Source organism: Pseudomonas sp. Sample_9 (assembly GCF_004307535.1).
Taxonomy (GTDB): domain Bacteria; phylum Pseudomonadota; class Gammaproteobacteria; order Pseudomonadales; family Pseudomonadaceae; genus Aquipseudomonas; species Aquipseudomonas mercuritolerans.
This window is the reverse complement of the sequence record NZ_RAZO01000114.1, coordinates 72,075-91,436: the sequence shown is the minus strand read 5'-3', so window position 1 is coordinate 91,436 and position 19,362 is coordinate 72,075. Positions and strand designations below refer to the sequence as shown.

General features: G+C 56.5%; 17 protein-coding genes and 1 pseudogene. 8 read left to right on the top strand and 10 right to left on the bottom strand.

From position 1 onward, the window contains the following. Nucleotides 1-240: 240 nt before the first annotated feature. Nucleotides 241-1,675 (bottom strand): annotated as a pseudogene (locus D6877_RS06360) (IS1182 family transposase). Between the two features lie 124 nt (nt 1,676-1,799). Next, nucleotides 1,800-2,081, bottom strand: coding sequence for a hypothetical protein (locus tag D6877_RS06355; RefSeq protein WP_130910228.1), 282 nt, complete (start codon nt 2,079-2,081; stop codon nt 1,800-1,802). 277 nt (nt 2,082-2,358) lie between these two features. Between D6877_RS06355 and D6877_RS06350 the strand changes: the two genes are divergently transcribed. After that, nucleotides 2,359-2,670, top strand: coding sequence for a hypothetical protein (locus tag D6877_RS06350; RefSeq protein WP_130910133.1), 312 nt, complete (start codon nt 2,359-2,361; stop codon nt 2,668-2,670). 175 nt (nt 2,671-2,845) lie between these two features. Then, entirely contained in the window at nt 2,846-3,256 is a 411-nt protein-coding gene (locus tag D6877_RS06345; RefSeq protein WP_130910227.1) for a hypothetical protein, read from the top strand. A gap of 149 nt (nt 3,257-3,405) precedes the next feature. Here the strand turns inward: D6877_RS06345 and D6877_RS06340 are convergent, their stop codons facing one another. Continuing rightward, entirely contained in the window at nt 3,406-4,365 is a 960-nt protein-coding gene (locus D6877_RS06340; RefSeq protein ID WP_130910226.1) for a LysR family transcriptional regulator, read from the bottom strand. A gap of 89 nt (nt 4,366-4,454) precedes the next feature. On the opposite strand from D6877_RS06340, the gene D6877_RS06335 reads away from it, so the two are divergent. The 3 genes from D6877_RS06335 (at nt 4,455) to D6877_RS06325 (ending at nt 7,299) form a co-directional block, all read left to right on the top strand. After that, on the top strand, nt 4,455-5,273 hold the full coding sequence (locus D6877_RS06335; RefSeq protein ID WP_130910225.1) for an NAD(P)H-dependent oxidoreductase: 819 nt from the start codon (nt 4,455-4,457) through the stop codon (nt 5,271-5,273). After that, on the top strand, nt 5,270-5,560 hold the full coding sequence (locus D6877_RS06330) for a hypothetical protein (protein ID WP_130910224.1): 291 nt from the start codon (nt 5,270-5,272) through the stop codon (nt 5,558-5,560). The genes D6877_RS06335 and D6877_RS06330 overlap by 4 nt, the downstream gene beginning before the upstream one ends. Nucleotides 5,561-5,844: 284 nt before the next feature. Beyond that, the gene (locus D6877_RS06325; protein ID WP_122698256.1) at nt 5,845-7,299 is read left to right on the top strand and encodes a TrkH family potassium uptake protein; all 1,455 of its coding nucleotides are present in this window, start codon (nt 5,845-5,847) and stop codon (nt 7,297-7,299) included. Between the two features lie 58 nt (nt 7,300-7,357). Here D6877_RS06325 and D6877_RS06320 read toward each other — a convergent pair whose 3' ends face one another. The 7 genes from D6877_RS06320 to D6877_RS06290 form a co-directional block, all read right to left on the bottom strand. Then, on the bottom strand, nt 7,358-7,843 hold the full coding sequence (locus D6877_RS06320; protein ID WP_130910223.1) for a DUF6130 family protein: 486 nt from the start codon (nt 7,841-7,843) through the stop codon (nt 7,358-7,360). Nucleotides 7,844-7,964: 121 nt separating this feature from the next. After that, nucleotides 7,965-10,355, bottom strand: a complete 2,391-nt coding sequence (locus D6877_RS06315) for a TonB-dependent siderophore receptor (RefSeq protein WP_130910222.1) — start codon at nt 10,353-10,355, stop codon at nt 7,965-7,967. Nucleotides 10,356-10,476: 121 nt separating this feature from the next. Next, nucleotides 10,477-11,457, bottom strand: a complete 981-nt coding sequence (locus D6877_RS06310; RefSeq protein WP_130910221.1) for a FecR domain-containing protein — start codon at nt 11,455-11,457, stop codon at nt 10,477-10,479. Continuing rightward, on the bottom strand, nt 11,444-11,962 hold the full coding sequence (locus D6877_RS06305) for a sigma-70 family RNA polymerase sigma factor (protein ID WP_130910220.1): 519 nt from the start codon (nt 11,960-11,962) through the stop codon (nt 11,444-11,446). The genes D6877_RS06310 and D6877_RS06305 overlap by 14 nt, the downstream gene beginning before the upstream one ends. Nucleotides 11,963-12,147: 185 nt before the next feature. Next, entirely contained in the window at nt 12,148-13,041 is an 894-nt protein-coding gene (locus D6877_RS06300) for a LysR family transcriptional regulator (RefSeq protein ID WP_122706226.1), read from the bottom strand. 96 nt (nt 13,042-13,137) lie between these two features. Beyond that, complete coding sequence (locus D6877_RS06295) at nt 13,138-13,878, bottom strand: SDR family oxidoreductase (RefSeq protein ID WP_122692570.1); 741 nt, start codon at nt 13,876-13,878, stop codon at nt 13,138-13,140. 323 nt (nt 13,879-14,201) lie between these two features. Beyond that, nucleotides 14,202-15,098, bottom strand: coding sequence for a LysR family transcriptional regulator (locus tag D6877_RS06290; RefSeq protein ID WP_130910219.1), 897 nt, complete (start codon nt 15,096-15,098; stop codon nt 14,202-14,204). A gap of 486 nt (nt 15,099-15,584) precedes the next feature. Between D6877_RS06290 and D6877_RS06285 the strand changes: the two genes are divergently transcribed. The 3 genes from D6877_RS06285 (at nt 15,585) to D6877_RS06275 (ending at nt 19,207) form a co-directional block, all read left to right on the top strand. Further along, complete coding sequence (locus D6877_RS06285) at nt 15,585-16,235, top strand: hydrolase (RefSeq protein ID WP_071172471.1); 651 nt, start codon at nt 15,585-15,587, stop codon at nt 16,233-16,235. Between the two features lie 382 nt (nt 16,236-16,617). Continuing rightward, nucleotides 16,618-18,330, top strand: coding sequence for a sigma-54-dependent Fis family transcriptional regulator (locus D6877_RS06280; RefSeq protein WP_071172470.1), 1,713 nt, complete (start codon nt 16,618-16,620; stop codon nt 18,328-18,330). A 298-nt stretch (nt 18,331-18,628) separates the two neighbouring features. Beyond that, the gene (locus tag D6877_RS06275) at nt 18,629-19,207 is read left to right on the top strand and encodes a nuclear transport factor 2 family protein (protein ID WP_016774755.1); all 579 of its coding nucleotides are present in this window, start codon (nt 18,629-18,631) and stop codon (nt 19,205-19,207) included. The last annotated feature ends 155 nt before the right edge of the window (nt 19,208-19,362 follow it).

Sequence of the window (19,362 nt, the reverse complement as noted above, 5' to 3'; positions counted from 1 at the left end):
CTTGCTTGGGCCAGATGTACGGGCGTCTCAGCTGATAGCTGCCGGTGGCGGATGGTAGCTATCGACCCAGGCTGTGTGAAAACGCACAAAATACGTCGCAAACTGAAAGTCGCGATGGTGCCAGTGGAATCAGCGGACGGAAGCGCGAATTTCCTTGATCAGTTGCATAGGCGTTCGTATTGCCGTTTGGGCCGCGTCAGCGACCCAAACAGGCGCTCACGAACGGCCAAGCGGCTTGGTTCACGCCCTGATCGCCTCAAGCAGTCCTGCGATGCCGAAGATGCTCATCATTCGTTTGAGGTTGTAGGCGAGCACATGAAGGCTCATCTCAGTGCTCATCCTCGGCAGGGTTTTGGTCAGGAAGTGGGTACTTCCCATGCAGTACTTGAGCGTTCCGAAAAGATGTTCAACAGTCTGGCGGCGAACCTTCATCTTCCCCGGGGCATGTTCTAGCCGAACCTGCATCGCGTCGACTACAGCCTCATGTTCCCAGCGCTTCACACGGCGCTCCTTACCCGTCGTACATTGCTTTTGCATTGAGCAGGACTGGCAGCCCGAAAAGTAGTAACAATGCAATAACATGCCGTCTTCCATGACGAATGCCGCCTGGTTAGTAACTGTCCCGCAGGGCATCGATACTCGTCCGACGCCGCAAGATAGATGAAGTCCTGCTTACCAAATCGGCCTTCGGCTTTGCTGCCAGATGTGGGGTGTTTCGGTACGAAGGTAGTGATGCCGGCTTGCTCGCAAGCAAGGATTTCCAGACCTTTGTAATAGCCTCGGTCGGCCACCACCGTTAGCGATTCAGCCTCGATTTCTTCACGCGCTTGTTTCGCCATATTGCTCAGTTGCCCACGATCATTACCAACGTTGGCACCTCATGGGCAACGATCAGATGGTGTTTGTCGTCGACAGCTGTTTGTACGTTGCAGCCAACCGTTCCGGTGCCTCGGCCGCTCGTAGCCATTGAGCGTGCATCTGGGCCTGTGAGGGAGATCTGCTGGTCTGGACTTTCGTGGAGCTGCGCCTCGATGTCCTTGAGTGTCTGCATCTGCTTTTTCAGTGTTTCTATCTTTTCTTTAAGCCGCTCTGCTTTGGCCTCGGCCACTTCGGGCGTTGCCCGATCCGCCGAATCCATCGCCGCCAGATATCGATCAATGCTCTGCTCGATCTGCTGCATGCGTGCCTTCACCTTGCCCTGAGTGAAGTTGCGGTCGCGATTATTGACGGCTTTGAATTTGCTGCCGTCGATGGCGATGATCGATTGGGAGAAGAGATTGAGGTTGCGACAAAGAACTACGAACTGGCGGCATACGCTGCGAATGGCTTTGCCGTTGTCTTTGCGAAAGTCGGCAATGGTTTTGAAGTCCGGGGCCAAACGCCCCGTTAGCCACATCAACTCGACGTTGCGCTCGGCCTCACGCTCAAGCCGGCGACTGGACTGAATCCGATTGAGATAGCCGTAGATATAGATCTTTAGCAAGACCGCTGGATGATAGGCCGGACGACCCGTTGCAGCAGGATCGACGCCCTCAAACCCAAGTGCGCCCAGGTCGAGTTCATCGACGAAAACGTCGACCACTCGGACTGGATTTTCTTCGGTTACGTAATCGTCCAGGCACTCCGGCAGCAGAGTCACTTGCGTCCGGGCCTCGCCTTCAATGAATCGCTTCATGATCGTCCTCGATACGATCTAGACGATCAAAAGATTAGACAAGCACTGGCGTTTTCACCCGGTGTGCTCGACTTCTGCCTGTCATGAAAAGCCGTTTCGATCTAAACAACCCCCGTCATCGTCTCTAGAGCGATGTTCGGTCGACACCTTGTACAATCTCGCTTGTTACAAAACCCACCCCGCAATGATCGCAATAAAACCCATCAACCAGCTGCTCCAGCGGCGCTGCTTTCAGAAGGGCAGGCTTGCATTCATCAACTGCTAGCTGATCCAAGCGTTGATAGCCTGCTTTTTCTTCCCCATTGAAGCGTTTTTTTGGGCTTGCTGCTCCTATCAGAATTCCCTTTGGTCTGACGTGTTGGACCGATCCACAGCGGGGGCAGGATTCCATAGGGTTTTGGTTCATGGCATGACCTGATTTGAGAGGGGCGAGAGTAATGATACCGATGAACTCAAGAAATCCTTTAACCAACGTCGTAAGAACTGACCTCCAGAGCAGTGAAGATGATTCCGTATATCTACGGACTTCACGTAGAGACGCCCCGTCCCTATCGACGCTGACGTTTTCACACAGCCTGGACCAAAAGCGGACGCCCAACGCACTTTTTTCAACCCAAAGCGGTCATCATCATGGTCAAGTATTATTGTGCCGAGGCTCGGACTGTTCATAGGTAGGTTGATGCATGGCCAGAAGCGTTAGGCTTCAACAGAAACTTCATTCAAAGTATCTCGTTGAGGTAGCGGGAGAGGTGGTGCTTGATGACTGCCTTGTTGAAAAGCTATGGGCGCTCAACAGAGGTGACAGGTTTGAGTTGAATTCACGCTCCTTCGGTATTGGACCTGTTCAAAAATACCGCTTGGAATACGCGATAACGAGAGGCCCCATTCCTGGGCATTGGCTCTACAAAGAATTTGACCCAAAGGAACTGACATTATTTTTTACGGCAAAAGACTTTGCCGGCATTTGCCATGGCTGGACCTTGTTTGACGAGTGACCATTCACGGTTCGCTGCCTGGGAGGCAGCTTCCGGCCAAAAGCAGCCGTCCACGCATGGCCTTTTTCAGCCCCAAAAGATAATAATCGGAGCGGAGACGGCCTATTGAAAATTGGCTACATGGCTGAATACGCCTCTTCTTCAGCATTCCATTATCGACATCAGAGTAAGACTCATGGGCGCGCCCATCATTATCGGCAACAGCTATGACCTCTGGGTCAGCAACAGCATGAAAGATACTTTTTGCGAGGTACTCACCGCTGTCGCGGCCTTGGAAGGCCATGATGTGAAGGCCTTATATGAGGAGGCACCAGGTGTGGCCGGCACCTATGGTGTTCCAGGCGTGGGTATCCTTCTCGACGAGTTCTTTCTCTATCTTGGTGGACTTTCCGGGGTTCGACGCCACCTCGATGTTTGCCGAGTACGGCTAGACGAAGTCAGAGAATCTTGCGGACTGTCGCCAGTTGCTGCCGAACGCATGGCACACGTACTGGCATGGGCCGCATACCATATGGATGGCAACCCGATCCCTGTAGGCGGCTCTTTCTATGAGAGCTGGCCTCCTGACGAAGCTGAAACAAGGTAATACCCGCCTGCTTTCGGCCAAAAAAGTCATTCAGGTATGCCGATAAAAACCCATAATCGACCGTAAGGAGATGGATGGAAGTTTATTGCCTCAACGAGCTTGCAAGAGAGCCAACCAGCGAGCCTTTGACCTATCGAGTACTCGACACGCTAGCTTGTCTGGACGGGTTTCGAGGTTGTCAGAGTTCTTGGGTTGCCATAATCGGATGCACGAGAATCGGCCACGCGAGTGATGAACTCACGTACCCATTTGAAGCCGGCATGCCCATCCGACCGCTCATGCCAGAACAAGCCAATCGCAAAACCTTCCACCGGCAATGGAGGGGCTACGCACAGCAGTTGCTCGCTGCGACCGTCTACAAGACGACTTGGAACCAGGGCCACACAATCCGACTGCGCGACCAACTCCGGTACTGGAAGGAATGACGACGCTGAATGAACGACGTTACGCCGCAGCCCGCGCGCTACCAAGGCGTGATCCACCGAGGTAGAGAAGCCTCCGCCGCGCAGTGACACCACGACATGTTCCAGCTGCGCGAACTCATCCACGGTCAGGTCCGCGCGCATGCTGGGATGCCCACGACGCCCGATCAGCACGTAACTCTCATCATAGAGGTGCTGCGAGTGCAGTGCGGGCGGAACCCCGTTCATGTTTATCACGGCCAGATCCACCTCGCCGCGGGTCATCTGCAGCTCCAGCTGTGGTACGTCCAGGATGCGCAGTGCGATGCGAACACCCGGCGCTTCGCGTCGCATGGCGACAACGAGATGTTTGATCAAAACCGCCTGCACGTAATCCGTGCAGGCGATTGATACCGTCAGGCTCGCCGTCGCGGGCTCGAAATTCAGGTGAGTAGTGACGGTCGCCCTTACCTGGTCAAGTGCCTGGCGAAGCGGCACGAGCAGCTCCAAGGCTTTGACGGTGGGCGTCATTCCACGCTGCGCGGGGATCAGAAGAGGGTCGTTGAAGACGTCGCGCAGACGGCTCAACTGAGCGCTGACTGCTGGCTGGCTCAAATGCAGACGAGCGGCAGCCCGGGTCACGTTCTGCTCAATGAGAAGGGCCTCCAACGTCACAAGCAGATTTAGATCAAGGCGTCTGGTATCCATCGATCTTATGTTAGCAGCAAAATTTTGCGATTTCACAGATGGCCCGAGCCCCGCGACACTCCTTCGAAATCACAGCGGAGCCGTCCTTCATGTCGAAAAAAGTACTGATCATCTATGCCCATCCCGAGCCTTCGTCGCTAACGCGGCAACTGGTGGATGTGTCTGTTGAATGCTTGACTGCGCAAGGACACGAGGTCCTGCAATCCGATCTATACGCCATGGGCTGGAAAGCGATATTCGACGAGCACGACTTTCCTCAGCGGGCCAACCCTCAGCGGCTGTCGTTCGGAGCAGAGTCCGCCCACGCCTATCGTCATCGCCGCCAAAGCCCTGACGTGGCGGCGGAGCAAGACAAGGTTCTAGCGGCAGACGTTGTCATCTTCCAGTTTCCGCTTTGGTGGTACGGCATGCCGGCCATCATGAAGGGGTGGATAGATCGCGTCTGGGCAGCCGGACTCGCCCACGGCTACAAGGACGCTGGCAACGCCTACCGCTATGGTGACGGCGCTTTCAAAGGCAAGCGGGCCATGTTGTCAGTCGCTGTCGGCGGCCCCGCAGAAGACTACTCGGCGCGCGGCATCAACGGACCACTCGAGCAATTGCTGTTTCCGATCACGCACGGCTCGCTCTACTTTCCTGGGTTCGATGTGCTGCCGACGTTCGCCATATACGGCACTGGCAACTTGACCGCCGCAGATGCCGTCGCAGCCAAAGAAGCTTGGCGCACCCGACTCGAGGATTTGTTCACAGATGCGCCAATACCCTTCCGGCCTCAAAACGGTGGGGACTACACTCCCCGCAATGAGCTTGAACCGCATGTGGCCGTGGGCCAGAGCGGCATAATGGCGCACGTCGCTTATGGTGAAACAACCCAGCGCAAGCAGCTGAAAACGGAGGAGGTGACATGAAAACCTTCGTGGTTCTGACTCGCCGTGCTGATGGAGCAGCAAAAGACTTCAAGCGGCTGGCGAAACCGGAGGTATTGCACGTTTGGCAAGGCTTCGCTGGCGGTATTGTGCGCGCAGTTCATGGGCTGGCCGATGGTCCCGGTGCCGCATTTGAACTGGAATCCGCCACCTTCGAAGAGGCGCGTGATTACATCGAGGCGCTGCCTTACGTCAAAGGGAATCTGCTGCACGTGCAGTACTGCGCGCTCAAGCCCTTCTCTGATTACGAGAAACTCGTTTCCTCCTGATGAGCGATCAACGCAGATCAACTCCCGTTTGCACGGCACTGCATGCTGCAGCCAGATTTTACGCGCAGCATGCAGCGTCAGGCCGGCACTCGTTTGATGCAAAGAGGGCTGGCACTGACGGCTTCTGCCGATTCTGGCCTGTTGCGAAGGCCTGTAATTGACTCATAGCCACGCTTTGACTCCCGCAGCCTGCCTGATTGCAGATAAAAATTTTACGGAGAATTTACGCAGTCTTTATTGAGGGCATCCGATACTGCGCGGCGCTAATTTGGAACGCTATCGTGATGTCCCTCGCAGCAATTCGGCTTATCGGCTTTATCTTGGGTATTTTTCTGATCACCCTGGCGGTAAGCATGGCTATACCCATGATGACGCTGGTGGTCTATGAGCACAGCGACGATCTGTCGGCCTTTCTCTGGTCGAGTCTGATTACCTTCATCTGTGGTCTGCTGTTGATCATGCGAGGGCGTCCGGAGACTGGCAATCTTCGGCCCAGGGACATGTACCTGTTGACTACCGCGAGCTGGGTTGTTGTGTGCGCCTTCGCAGCGTTACCCATGGTTTTCATCAGCGATATCAGCTACACCGATGCGTTCTTTGAAACGATGTCGGGCATCACAACCACTGGCTCGACGGTACTCACCGGTCTGGATAGCGCCTCTCCCGGCTTGTTGATCTGGCGTTCCATGCTGCACTGGCTAGGCGGCATCGGTTTTATCGGCATGGCTGTCGCGATTCTTCCGCTCTTGCGAGTCGGCGGCATGCGTCTTTTCCAGACAGAGTCCTCGGACTGGTCGGAGAAAGTGACACCACGTTCTCATGTCGCAGCCAAGTACATTCTTTTGCTCTATCTGGGCCTGACGGGTATCGGCACTTTGGCGCTCTGGCTCGCAGGAATGACCCCATTCGAAGCGATCAACCACGCAATGTCGTTGATCTCCACCGGCGGGTTCTCGACGTCGGACTCCTCCCTCGGGCATTGGGAGCAGCCAGCAATTCACTGGGTGGCGGTAGTCATCATGATCTTGGGCAGCCTGCCATTCACCTTGTACGTCGCAACCTGTCGGGGCAATCGGCGTGCGCTGATCAGGGATCACCAGGTACGCGGGTTTATTGGATTCCTGCTCGTCACATCGTTGGCAGTAGGTACCTGGCTGTATTTTCACAGCGACTACGGATGGTGGGACGCGTTTCGTATCGTGGCGGTCAATGTGACCTCGGTCGTCACGACCACCGGAATTGCGGTTGGCGACTACACCTTGTGGGGCAGCTTCGCGGTTTTGCTGTTTTTCTATCTGACCTTCGTCGGTGGCTGTTCCGGCTCAACGGCAGGCGGGCTGAAAATCTTCCGTTTTCAGGTGGCCGCCGCGCTTCTGGTCAGCAGCTTGAAGCAGTTGATCCATCCCCGGGCCGTGATTCAGAAAAAATACAACGGCCATCCCATCGACGAGGAAATCGTCCGTTCGCTGCTGACCTTCTCGTTTTTCTTCACCATCACGATTGCCGCCATCGCTTTGGGCTTGGCGCTGATCGGGCTTGATTGGATCACCGCCCTGAGCGGCGCCGCTACGGCGGTGTGTAACGTCGGCCCCGGACTGGGCACAATCATCGGGCCGGCAGGTAATTTCTCGTCACTGCCGGATGCAGCCAAATGGCTACTGACTGTCGGCATGCTTCTGGGCCGGTTGGAAATCCTGACGGTGTTGGTACTCGTGACCCCGGTTTTCTGGAGATATTGAGCCAGTCAGTCGCTGCAGAGACGCCGATCGTTACCGGTTTCGGTGAATAGCACGGCAGTCATGGCTTTACCGCGTGATGATCGTCAGTACGGGGAGCGTCCATCGGTTGCTTCTCCGGTACTATAAAACTCACTGTCGTACTGGTGATGATCTGGTGCGTCGGATCGGCCACTTCCAGCAGAACCTTGTGAGGACCGGGCGTTAGCCCGACCAGGATAATCGGGTCTTCACTGGTGTGCGCCCACGTACCTTTCCAGTCATCGACGGTCACGTGAAGGTGACCTAAGCGTGGTGATACCTCAGCAGCCACCTTGCCAAATACCGGCATGATCCTGGCGTGCTCTGTTCGAAACTGGATGATGACCACTCCACGGGCGAGCGCCTCGGCAAGCGGCGGGTAGGCAATGAGTCTCGGCGCACTCTCGGATGCCAATGGCAGTATCGCCGGTGGAGAGTCGCTGTCTGCTGCCCCTTGTCCAAGTACGGATGTGCAAAAGCAGACACCCAAAGCCAGGGCCAATAGACTTCCGGGAGCGAGGGACATGATCTGTTTCTCCGCGTGATTTCATTCAAGCGTAGATCAACCTGGGTATGCCCGTAGTTAACGGTGCCCGCGGTAACGCGGGCACCGTTTTCTGTGTGGGGAAAAACGCTGACCCGCCGGTTTACCAGTTGTAGCTCAGCTTGGCGGTAATCTCGCGGCCCGGGTTGTAGAAGTTCGCGGTGCCGGAGCCGACCACATGCTGCTCGTCCAGCAGGTTGCTGACGTTCACCGCCAGGTCGGTGCCCTTGGCAATTTTGTAGTTGAACGCTGCGTCGAACAGCGTGGTGCCATCGCTTTTGCCGGAGTTGGCTGCATCGAAGTAATAAGCGCCGACGTAGCGCGCACCCAGGCCCACGCTGACATCAGTGGCGGGTACGTCGTAGTAACTCCAGAGCGAAGCGGAATGCTTGGGTGCCGTGGCGAACTCGTTACCCTTCAGGGAACTGCCGTCGTACAACGAACCGCGCAGTACCTCGGACTCCATGTAGGAATAGCCACCGATCAGGCTGAGGTTCTGCGTCACCTGCGCCTTGGCCTCCAGGTCGAGGCCGCGTGCACGTGATTCACCCACCGTCTGCTGCTCGATGATGCCGCTCGGCAGCACCACGGCGATGGTGACGTTTTCCTGGGTCAGGTCATACACCGCGGCGGAGAACAGTGCGTCCATCCCCATCGGCGCATACTTCACGCCCACTTCGTACTGCCTGCCTGTCTGCGGTGTTACGCCAACCTGCGGCGGCGAGACGGATTCGACCATGCTCACGTAGGTTGATACTTCATCGTTGACGATATAGGTCAACGCACCTCGGTAGGAGGTTTCGGAGAAGTTGTCTTTCTCAGTGGATTGCAAGCCTTTGCTGGTCAGGTCCATCGAGTCGTTGCGCACGCCTCCGGTGACGATGAAACGCTCGTAGAACGACAGGTTCTGCTGAAGGAAGACGGCCTTGGTGGTCGCGTCTCGCTTGTTGACGGCATACGGCGCGATTGAGCGTGGAACGCCAGTAAACACCGGGTTGGCAATGTCGATCGGGGTCGTCAGGGCGTAGACCGAGCTTTCCTTGGTGGTCGAATCGAGGTACTCCACGCCCACCAGGCTGCTGCTGTCGATGTTCTCGAAGCGGGCATCGTATTGCAGCATCAGATTGCCGTTGAACTGGTCGGCGTCAGTGTCCGTGCCAAACAGGTATCGATCGACGGTAGTACCGACACGTGCGGCACTGTCGCTGAGGTACACGTAGCCGAAATCATCGGTCAACTTGCTGTAACGCAGATTGCTGCGCAGCACGAAACCGTTGTCGAAATCATGGGTGACGTTACCGCTGAGGCTGGTGCGCTCGACATCGTGGAAGTTGTAGCTGGGCTCGCCATAAAACTTGCTGCGGTCGTATTCCCGATCCAGTGGATAGCCGCCGCTGTTGGGCGAACTCTCGGTTTTCAGGTAGTCCAGAATCATCGTGGCCGACGTGTAATCCGTCGGTGCCCAGGTGAGGCCACCCATAAACAGCTGGTTGTCGTCCTGCGAGTGGTCGTACTCGCGATCGCTGTTCTGGCCTTTGGCAGTAAAGCGGCCGGCCAGGGTTTTCTCGTCGTTCAGCGCATCGCCGACATCGATGCCGGTCTCGACATGGTCAAACGAACCGTAGGTCACATAGCCTTGGCCAAACTTCTCGAAGCGCGGCTGTTTGGTCACGAAATTTACCGAACCGCCCGGGTCTGCAGGGCCAAACAGGGTGGAGTTGGCGCCACGCAGAATCTCGATGCGCTCATAGGCGAATGGGTCTTCGCGTACGCCGCGCATTGAGCTGAGGGTCAAGCCGTCACGGTAGGTGGTGGCCTGGAAGCCGCGGATCTGGAAATAGTCGTTGCGATCATCCGTACCATAAAAGTCACTGACCACGCCCGGCGTGTATTGCAGCGCTTCTTCCGTGGTGCTGACGCTGCGTTGCTGCATTTCCTTGTTGGTCACCACCGACACCGATGCCGGTGTATTGAGAATGCTGGTGGCCACCTTGCCGCCCACCCAGAGCTCCTTGGCAACCACCGAGTTGGCGTCGTCGTCGGCACTGACCCGGACCTTGGCATTGATGATGAGCGGGGCGAGGCGGTAGTCCTCGACGGCCGTTGCGTCGAGTTCCAGCGGGCCGGCGGTTTTTGCTTTAGGGGTCAGCAGGTAAGCATTCGGGCCTTGCTGTTCGACCTGCAATTCGCTTCCCTGGAGCAACGATGACAGCGCTGCCGATGTATCGAGCGTGCCATTCACGCCAGCCGTGGTGCGGTTCGCCACACTCGAGGCGTCGAAGGAAAGGCTGATGCCAGCCTCGCGCGCAAAGCGGTCAAGCGCCGGCGCCAGTGGGCCGGGGGCGATATTCCACTGTTTGACCTGACTGCTCTGGTCAGCGCCCGAGGTTTGCGCCAGCGATGGCAATGCGTAGCTGCTCACGATCAAACCCAAGATCGCACCGTGCATGGCACGACTTAATGGATGGCGCTGTGAAACCGGGGACGAACTCATTTTCTCGCTCCAAGAAAGGACATCGGCAGACTGGCCTGTATTCCGGCCTTCCTTACAGGTCGAACGAGAATGAGAAACCACCTCATTATTTTTCAGGTAGCGAAAAAATATTCGGGTGGAGTCAGGTGGTAGCGGTTACGGTGACCCAATAACGGGTTCGGTAATCAATGTGCAGGCGCAGTGACTGCGCGATCAATGCCAGGACCCGATCGTTGTCGGCGAGCTGGAAAGTGCCGGAAACGCGTCGATCAGCGACCTCTTCGGCGCAGCGCAAGACTCCTGGGCGATAACGCGACAACTCTGCGATGAAGTCACCAAGGCGCATATGGTTCGCACTGATCACACCGTCACCCCAACCCCATAGATCGAGGCCGATGTCCCTGAACGTTCGGGCGTCACTTGAGGTGAACAGCAGTTGGTTTCCTGCCAGGACGTTGCGACTCGCAGACGCTTCACCGGAACCGGGGAAAACCGTGACTGATCCCTCCTGAGCTGCGACCAGAGTACCGTCGTCACGCTCGCGGACCAGAAAGCGCGAGCTGTGGGCTCGCATGATTCCGTCGCGTGATTGCACCCACAACGGTCGCACTTGCGGCGAGTATTGATCAGCGCCGACATTCACGATGATTTCACCACGGCGCAGGATGATCAGGCGCCGCTGGGCGTCGAAATCGCTGTCGACGGCGCTATCGCTATTGAGCTGGATAAGGCTGCCATCATCGAGTTGGAAACGTCGTTGCTCGCCGGTGCTGCTGCGCTGCTGTGCAAGCATGGAGGGCAGGGGAGTGTAGTCGCGGCCGAGCCAGGCTGCCGTGCCGACCGTCGCCAATACGCCCAGTAGCTTCAGGCTTTCCCGCCGGCGCATTCCCTGCTGGGCGCCCTTAAGGGTTCGCCGGGCAAGTTGAGCTGGCACGCCTTCGAATTCATCTCCCAGCGTTTCCACACGCTGCCACGCCAATCCATGCTCCGGGCGCTGCTGCAGCCAGTGTTCGAACGTGCGCTGTGTCTGTTCATCGGCTTGATTGAAGCGAAGGCGCACCAGCCATTGGATCGCCTGCTCGACAATGGCCGGATCCAGCGCCTCGGGCTCAGGCCTCGACATAACGCAAGCGATAGCAATGTTGCAGGGCCGTGGCCAGGTCGCGCTCCACCGTCGCGCGGGAAACACCGAGCTTTTCGGCGATTTGCGCGCAGGTCAGACCGTCGAGTCGGGCAAATAAAAACGCCTGTCGAACTCTTGGTTTAAGCGAGTCGAGCAGACGGTCTATGCGCTCCAGCGCATCGAGAATCATCAGCCGGCTTTCTTCCGATGGAACCTCGTGTTGCGGCAGCAAGGTGAGGCTTTCCAGGTAGGCACGTTCGAGTTCGCGACGACGATACTGATCAATCATCAGACCGCGGGCGATGCTGCTCAAATAGGCGCGTGGCTCGCGCAGAGCGCCGGACTGATGACGGTGTTTGAGTACGCGGACGAAAGTGTCCTGCGCCAGATCTGCGGCGTTGTCGCGACAGCCGATGCGCCGAATCAGCCAGCCCTGTAACCACGAGAAGTGGGTGCGATAGAGCAGCCCTGGATCTGCAGTACCTAGTGTTTCGTCGCTACGCATCGGCATCCCGGGACATACATGATTGATAATGAATCGCATTCTACTCAGGCGATTGATCTTAGGCAAACATGCGCAGCTCAGCGCCTGCATGCAGGCGAATGGCATGGTTGTGCAGGAACTACGAGTGGAAGATGCGTCCGGCAATTGGATAGATTGAACGCTCGCCGTCCCGAGTGGCTTGCCTTCTAAAGGGAGAGGACGTTGCCCGGGCTCACATCTGCGAACCAATCGACCAGCATGTCCGTCAGCACCCGTATCTTTCGCGCAGGGTGCTGGCTTTGGGGGCGAACAATGTAAATACCCGCCGGAACAGGGGGATATCTGTGCATGACGGACACCAATGCGCCAGATTTGATGTGCTCGTCGATGACGCTGTCAGAAAGGTACCCTAGACCCAGACCTGCAACGGCTGCCGCGGCGAGCGCGACAGGATTGTCAGCCTTGAAGCGCCCTTGGGGATTAACCATGATGGACTTTTGGCCATCCATAAACCGCCAGGTTTCCGCACCTTGCATAAGAGATTCATGCGCAAGAATCTCGTGGGGAGCCTCTGGCGCTCCATGTGTACTCACATAGCCTGGGCTTGCCACGAGTTTGCCGTGAATGCTGCCCACACGCTTTGCGATGAAATTGGAGCTCTGTAAATGGCCGACCCGAATAGCACAATCGAAGCCCTCGCCAATCAGATCGACGATACGATCGCTGTAACTTGCATGAATGTGCAGGAGAGGGTGGCGTCGCCCCATTTCAGCAAGCACGGGGGCAATATGTGTCGGGCCGTACGAGATCGGTGCTGCGATCCGGAAACGGCCTCGAAGGTCTCCATCTGGAACAATGGCGTCCCTGGCCGCGTCAAACTCAGCGACGATCCGCGCCGCATACTCTCGCAAGGCGGCTCCCGCTTCGGTGACAGCAGCACCACGGGTTGTCCTGGCCAATAGCTGCACACCCAGTTGGGTTTCCAGCTTTAGAAGCCTGCGGCTTATTATCGATTTCGCAACACCCAGTCGCCGGGCCGCCGACGAAACACCGCCCGCGTCGGCTACCTCGACGAAGGTTCGAAGATCATCAATATCCAACTGCTTCCTGCCTCTGCAAATGGCCATTAGTGCGTTTCAACCCCTGACCAACAGTCCATGGCTGCCGTCCACTGCGGACAGCTGCCTGAGCGTTAGTCAAGCGATCGCACCGCCGTCCACGGTGAGGATGGCGCCAGTGATCAGGCTCGCGGCAGGACTGGCCAGATAGACCACCGCACTCGCAACCTCGCGAGGCTCGCCAAAACGTCCCAGGGACGACAGGCTCCGCTGAAAGTCGCCGGCGGGGCCGTCGGCTGGATTTGCGTCGGTGTCGACCGATCCCGGCTGAACAAGATTAACGGTTATGCCGGTGGGGCCGAGTTCACGCGACAAACCCCGGGTAAATGCGAGCAACGCCGACTTGGACATTGCATAGGCTGTAACACCCGCAAAGGGCACCCGCTCTGCCAGTCCCGAGCCAATTGAGATGATTCTTCCGCCAGCGGGCAGATGCGGGATGACCGCCTTTGCGAACAGGACGGGGCCTCGCACGTTGATATCCATCAGTGCTTGATAGTCGTCTACATCAATGTCAGCGATCATTCCGTTCAAGCCGATAGCCGCGCTATTGACGAGAATATCGAGGCCGCCCAGCGTCGAGATGGCTTGCGCGACTGCGCATTCAATGGCTTGCGGGTTGGCACTGTCGGCTTGAATCGCGATAGCACGACGCCCTTTATCAGCGATGAATTTGGCCACTGCCTCAGCTTTTTCCGTCGACTGCTGGTAGGTGAACGCAACATCGGCCCCATTCTCTGCCAGTGCCACTGCGATAGCGGCGCCGATCCCGCGAGCTCCTCCCGTCACCAACGCCCGTTTTCCTTCCAAATCGATCATTACTCACCTGTCTGGCATGCAGTTATTTGGCCGCGCGCATTCACCAGGGATGGTGCAAGCGTGCCGATACGGGGGCGGATATTAGGGATCCAGTTCCTTGGTTTGTAGTCTCGTGGGTTGTATTACTGTGTCGCACAAATCGGAACATCCAACCGGGTGTTGGCGTTATTCGCGAGTGAGGAATGAAACTTTGGAGAAATATTCGGGTGCGCTGATCAGGACTCGACGTATTAGCCGCGATAGCTCTGATGGATCAATAAGTAAGCCTGGTATCCATACTTTGCTTTCAGGACTCACTCGAAGGGAGCTTGCAATCGGGTCTTTCAGCTCTGTGGCGACTCAGGAATATGTGCCGCCTGGTCGCAGTATTCAAGCAGCAATTCGGTGAGCACCCTTATCTTTCGCGCAAGGTGCTGGCCTGGCGGTCGAACTACATAAGCGCCTGCTGGAGGCGGCGGATAATCCGTCATGATCGCTACAAGTGCGCCGCTCGCCAAATGCTCATGCGTGACCCAGTCAGGTAACCAGGCAATGCCGATGCCGGCCAAAGCTGCGGCCAGCAATGCGGTGCCATTGTCGGCTTTGAACGTTCCCTGCGGGCGCACCGTAACCATCGTGTCACCATCCATGAATGACCACGATTCATTGCCTTGCATCAGTGCTTGGTGGCTGACGACTTCGTCGGGTGTTTCGGGCGCTCCATTCGCCTTGATATAGACGGGGCTTGCTACCAATTGGCCAAAGATCGGTCCGATACACCGGGCGATCATGTTGGAATCGGGCAGGTAGCCCACCCGTATCGCGCAGTCATACCCCTCGGCGATGAGGTCAACGAAACGATCGGTGTAGTTTGTTTGCACATGAAGCTGTGGGTGACGCCTGGCCATTTCCGCGAGGATCGGCGCGAAATGTATTGGCCCCAAAGTAAGGGGCGCGGCGATCCGCAGGCGGCCACGAAGCTCGCCGGAAGGCAAGATCGCATCGCGTGCCGACTCGGCCTCAGCGCATATTCTGGCGGCGTAGTCGCGGAAGGTCGCCCCAGCTTCGGTAAGGGCCGCACCGCGGGTGGTACGCGCCATCAGTTGCACGCCCAGCTCTGCTTCCAGGCGGGCAAGCCGGCGACTGACGATAGATTTCGACATGCCCAGGCGCGTTGCCGCACGGGAAATGCCGCCGGCATCGGCCACTTCTACAAAGGTTTCAAGCTCTTCTATATCCATTTCCACTTTCCTTTTTTTGCCACGCAGCTACACACGGAATGCGACTACCAGAACGTACATCTGTTCGCGCCTTGGCGCCAATAGCGGTTCCCGGGGACGTCCTGATCTGTGCGTACATGGGGCCGCTTTTCGAGCGGCCGGCAGTGCGTGCGAGTGTCGACTAGCTGCTACAGGATGTATTGCGGGAGCGTATACGGGTTGTCATTGAACGGGCCGTTACCCTATCGCAGGCTGCTGCGCATGACTTCGCGGAGCGAAGCAAACCGCTGGGGCGCGTCGTCATGAAGCCGTGAAGCCATCGCCAGAGAATGGCAGCAAAAACCGTGGCGTTCCTCATTGCGCGACACAGTTAGTCATTCGCTGCTACTACCCGAAGGTTTGAGGGCGCTGCACAGTGCATGAGGCATCGCCGCTCATAAGGCGCGCTGCACGGAAACTGATCCCGCAAATAAACGTGCCAACCCACGGCAACAAGAGGATGGATTAATGGCTTTTCGTAACGGTCTTGCTTCGCTTCTTCGTCCAGAAGACTCCGTACTTGTGTTGATCGACCACCAGCCTTTTCAACTCACCAATCTCAATAGCCACGATCCGCACGCAGCGGTCAACTGTGCGACAGCATTGGCGAAGGCTGCGAAGGCGTTTAACGTCCCGACCATTCTGACCAGTGTGATTGCCGAGCGTGGCGGTTGGATCTTTCCGCAAATCACCGACGTTTTCCCCGGTCAGGAGGTGATTGACCGAACGCTCATCAATACTTGGGAAGACAAGAAAGTAGTGGACGCGGTCAAGGCAACAGGCCGCAAGCAATTGGTCCTGGCTGGCCTGTGGACTGAGGTCTGCGTCGCCATGCCAGCGATTCAAGCACTAGGCGAGGGCTGGGACGTTACCGTGGTCACCGACGCGTGCGGTGGCGTTTCGGTCGAAGCCCATCAAGTCGCCATCCAACGCATGGTCGGCGCCGGGGCAAATGTCATGACCTGGTTGGCAGTCATGGCTGAATGGCAACGCGACTGGGCACGCCTCGATACGGCAGGCGCTGTAACCGATGTGCTTCTCCAGCATGCTGCAGGTAGCGGCATTGCTTATCTGTGGGAGCAGCAATTGCTCGACACGCCGGTACCCGCTGAAGGTTGATCAGCACGGGAGTGAGGGGCCAGTGAAGTACCGCTTTGCCGGGGAGGCGCCCCATTCCCGCGTTCATCGACGGCCGATACTGAAGGCGTGCATTCGCAATCTGCCGGGATATTGCGAATGACCAATACCTAGTCCAACACAGCACATGGCCGGCTCGGGCCAGATCACCAACATTAAGCCTGGCTGTGACTTTGGCGCTTGGTAACTGCCTTCATCTGCCCGCGAAGCCCGTGCACCGTCATGTCTTTGCATCGGGAGGCCCGCTGGCTCTGCGTAGCAATGGACTAAAATCCCTTCATATCGCGATCGATTGTTTGGGTGCTTTCACTCGGCGCCACAGCTTGATCAAGACCGCTCAAAACAATAATCGAGGTCTCTCTCAATGGCTGTCAGTTACAACCCTGAGCTCCACTATTCCGGCTTTCACGACCTGAGCGACCAGGTTCGTTTTCAAAGCACGGAAGGCAAGATCTGGTTTGGCGAGCAGCGCATGTTGTTGATGCAGGTATCGGCGATGGCTAATTTTCGCCGTGAACTCATCAATAGCCTCGGCGTCGACCGCGCCAAGGGGTTCTTCTTGCGCCTTGGCTACCAGTCTGGACTCAAGGATGCGGAAATGGCCCGCAAGCTCAGACCAGACAGTCCGCAGTTGCAGATGTTTCTGGTCGGCCCGCAACTGCATTCCCTCAAAGGTATGGTCAATGCGAAACCCATTCAGTTAGAGCTGGATCAGGAGAGCGGCCATTTTTATTGCGAGCTCGAATGGATTGACTCCTTTGAGGTCGAGACTTGCCTGACTGAAGTCGGCCTGATGGAGGAACCAGTCTGTTGGTCTTTGTTGGGCTACGCCTGTGCGTACAGTTCTTCATTCATGAAACGCGAAATCATCATCCAAGAAACGACCTGTCGCGGATGCGGGGATGAGCGCTGCATCATTATTGGTAAACCTGCCGAGGAATGGGAGAACGCCGCAGAATTCAGACAGTACTTTCAAGCCGACCCAATCATCGAGGAGCTGTATGAACTGCAATCACAGATCAGCTCTCTGCGTAGAAGCCTGGAGAAGCAGGAAGCTCAATTCTATGGAGTAGGGCGCTCGCCTGCCTATTTGAAGGTATGCAAGATGATCGACAAGGCTGCCAAAGGAAAAATTTCCGTCCTGCTGCTCGGAGAAACTGGCGTCGGCAAGGAGGTCATCGCACGGAGCGTGCATCTGCGCAGTGATCGCGCCGAGCAAGCGTTTGTCGCAGTGAACTGCGCTGCCATTCCTCAGGACCTGATTGAAGCCGAATTGTTTGGTGTTGAGAAAGGCGCTTTTACCGGCGCCAATCAAACCCGCCCAGGACGCTTTGAACGGGCCAACGGAGGGACGATTTTTCTAGACGAGGTGGTGGAGCTGACGCCCAGAGCGCAGGCGACATTACTTCGGGTACTGCAAGAGGGTGAACTGGAACGGGTAGGCGATTCCCGAACCCGCAAGATCAACGTGCGAGTCATCGCTGCTACCAATGAAAGCCTCGCCGACGCCGTCGAAGCGGGCCGGTTTCGCGCCGATCTTTATTACCGCTTGAATGTGTTTCCGGTGCAGATTCCCCCACTGCGCGAGCGGCTTGAAGATCTGCCACTGCTGGCCGAGCACTTTATAAGCAAATTTCACTTGCAATATCACAAGCGAACGCTGGGTTTATCAGACAAAGCTCTTGAATTGTGTCGCCGCTACGCCTGGCCGGGGAATATTCGCGAATTGGAAAATACGATTGAGCGTGGCGTCATCCTGACCGACAGCAACGAGACCATAGGCCAGGATGCACTCTTTGCAGTCTTCCCAAAAACAGACGATTCGCACGGTGATCGTCTCAACTCTGATGGCGCGTTAGTTCAGGCTGGCGGTGAAGAACCTTGTCCCGATTGGGTTACGCAGATCTTTGATAAAAACATCAGCCTGGATGCTGTGGAAGAACGGCTGATGCGCCGCGCCATGGAGCTTTCACACCAAAACGTCTCGCAAGCCGCTCGCATGCTCGGCTTGACCCGGCCGGCACTGGCCTATCGCCTGAAGAAAAGCGGCTTGTTGCATGACGAGAGTCTTGAGTGACTTTGCGTGGCCGCCTGGCGGTTCACCGTGGACCACGCTTGAGCTGGATTGATCAAATCAACAAAACCTCGCCGAGACTTCATCAAATGATCAAACAAGCCCTTCGATAAACTCCGAGCCCGATACTCGCGACATCACATTAAGTTATATGTCATTGATAAATATCGATTTATATAAGTTTTATAAAATTGGCATAGCCCTTGCTCCAGTACCAATTGTCGCTTTTCGACGCGTAGCAATTTGCAACATGGGTTGGATGACCGCGAATCGCAAAATCGTACTCATAAATGGAGAGTTCATGAATACTCGAAGCATCAAATTGATCACTGCAGCAATGGCGCTCGCCTCATGGTTAGTAACAATCACTCCAGCGTCGGCGCAGTCAGCTACTGAAGCGCAATCTGCTGCTTCACTAGCGGTTGTCGTGGAATTCCTGGCCAATACCGCACCCGATAAAGTCGAAGCCGCGGCAATGAGGTTGGCAGCTCCAGACGCCACCTATGTTTCTCTAAACTTTGACAATCCAGAACTCAGAAAAATCATGCCGTGGACCGGCACAAACAAAGGTCCCAAAGCCTTTAGCTCTTTGTTTTTGCAGGTCTCAAACTACTGGAAAATCGAAGACTTTACGATTACTACCAAAATCGCTTCCGGCGAAGATGTCGCGATTTTCGGTAAGTTCACCTACCGCTCCGTGGCGGTCGGACATCTGTTCACATCACCGTTTTCCATCCATGCGAAAGTTCAGGATGGAAAGATGACCTATTTCCAGTTCATGGAAGATACCTACGCGTCTGCCAGTTCGTTCCGGCAGTCCGGTTCATGGACCGTGAAGACATCCAAAGATGCACTTCCCTTCAAGGTGGGAGCGAATTAGCCGCAGATGATGTGCACTTGCAAAAGCAGCTTGGCAAGCGTTTTTCGGGCATTTAACTGAACCCCGCGAACGCGGCTGAACAATGCTGCATTCGTAAATTCACGGGGCTTTTCGGCACCCCTGAACTCGTCCGGAAAGTGGCTTTTAACCCTACC

Coding starts and splice junctions, on each gene's coding strand:
- D6877_RS06355 (WP_130910228.1), bottom strand. CDS start 2,081: ATGAACCAAAACCCTATGGAATCCTGCCCCCGCTGTGGATCGGTCCAA.
- D6877_RS06350 (WP_130910133.1), top strand. CDS start 2,359: ATGGCCAGAAGCGTTAGGCTTCAACAGAAACTTCATTCAAAGTATCTC.
- D6877_RS06345 (WP_130910227.1), top strand. CDS start 2,846: ATGGGCGCGCCCATCATTATCGGCAACAGCTATGACCTCTGGGTCAGC.
- D6877_RS06340 (WP_130910226.1), bottom strand. CDS start 4,365: ATGGATACCAGACGCCTTGATCTAAATCTGCTTGTGACGTTGGAGGCC.
- D6877_RS06335 (WP_130910225.1), top strand. CDS start 4,455: ATGTCGAAAAAAGTACTGATCATCTATGCCCATCCCGAGCCTTCGTCG.
- D6877_RS06330 (WP_130910224.1), top strand. CDS start 5,270: ATGAAAACCTTCGTGGTTCTGACTCGCCGTGCTGATGGAGCAGCAAAA.
- D6877_RS06325 (WP_122698256.1), top strand. CDS start 5,845: ATGTCCCTCGCAGCAATTCGGCTTATCGGCTTTATCTTGGGTATTTTT.
- D6877_RS06320 (WP_130910223.1), bottom strand. CDS start 7,843: ATGTCCCTCGCTCCCGGAAGTCTATTGGCCCTGGCTTTGGGTGTCTGC.
- D6877_RS06315 (WP_130910222.1), bottom strand. CDS start 10,355: ATGAGTTCGTCCCCGGTTTCACAGCGCCATCCATTAAGTCGTGCCATG.
- D6877_RS06310 (WP_130910221.1), bottom strand. CDS start 11,457: ATGTCGAGGCCTGAGCCCGAGGCGCTGGATCCGGCCATTGTCGAGCAG.
- D6877_RS06305 (WP_130910220.1), bottom strand. CDS start 11,962: ATGCGTAGCGACGAAACACTAGGTACTGCAGATCCAGGGCTGCTCTAT.
- D6877_RS06295 (WP_122692570.1), bottom strand. CDS start 13,878: ATGATCGATTTGGAAGGAAAACGGGCGTTGGTGACGGGAGGAGCTCGC.
- D6877_RS06290 (WP_130910219.1), bottom strand. CDS start 15,098: ATGGATATAGAAGAGCTTGAAACCTTTGTAGAAGTGGCCGATGCCGGC.
- D6877_RS06285 (WP_071172471.1), top strand. CDS start 15,585: ATGGCTTTTCGTAACGGTCTTGCTTCGCTTCTTCGTCCAGAAGACTCC.
- D6877_RS06280 (WP_071172470.1), top strand. CDS start 16,618: ATGGCTGTCAGTTACAACCCTGAGCTCCACTATTCCGGCTTTCACGAC.
- D6877_RS06275 (WP_016774755.1), top strand. CDS start 18,629: ATGAATACTCGAAGCATCAAATTGATCACTGCAGCAATGGCGCTCGCC.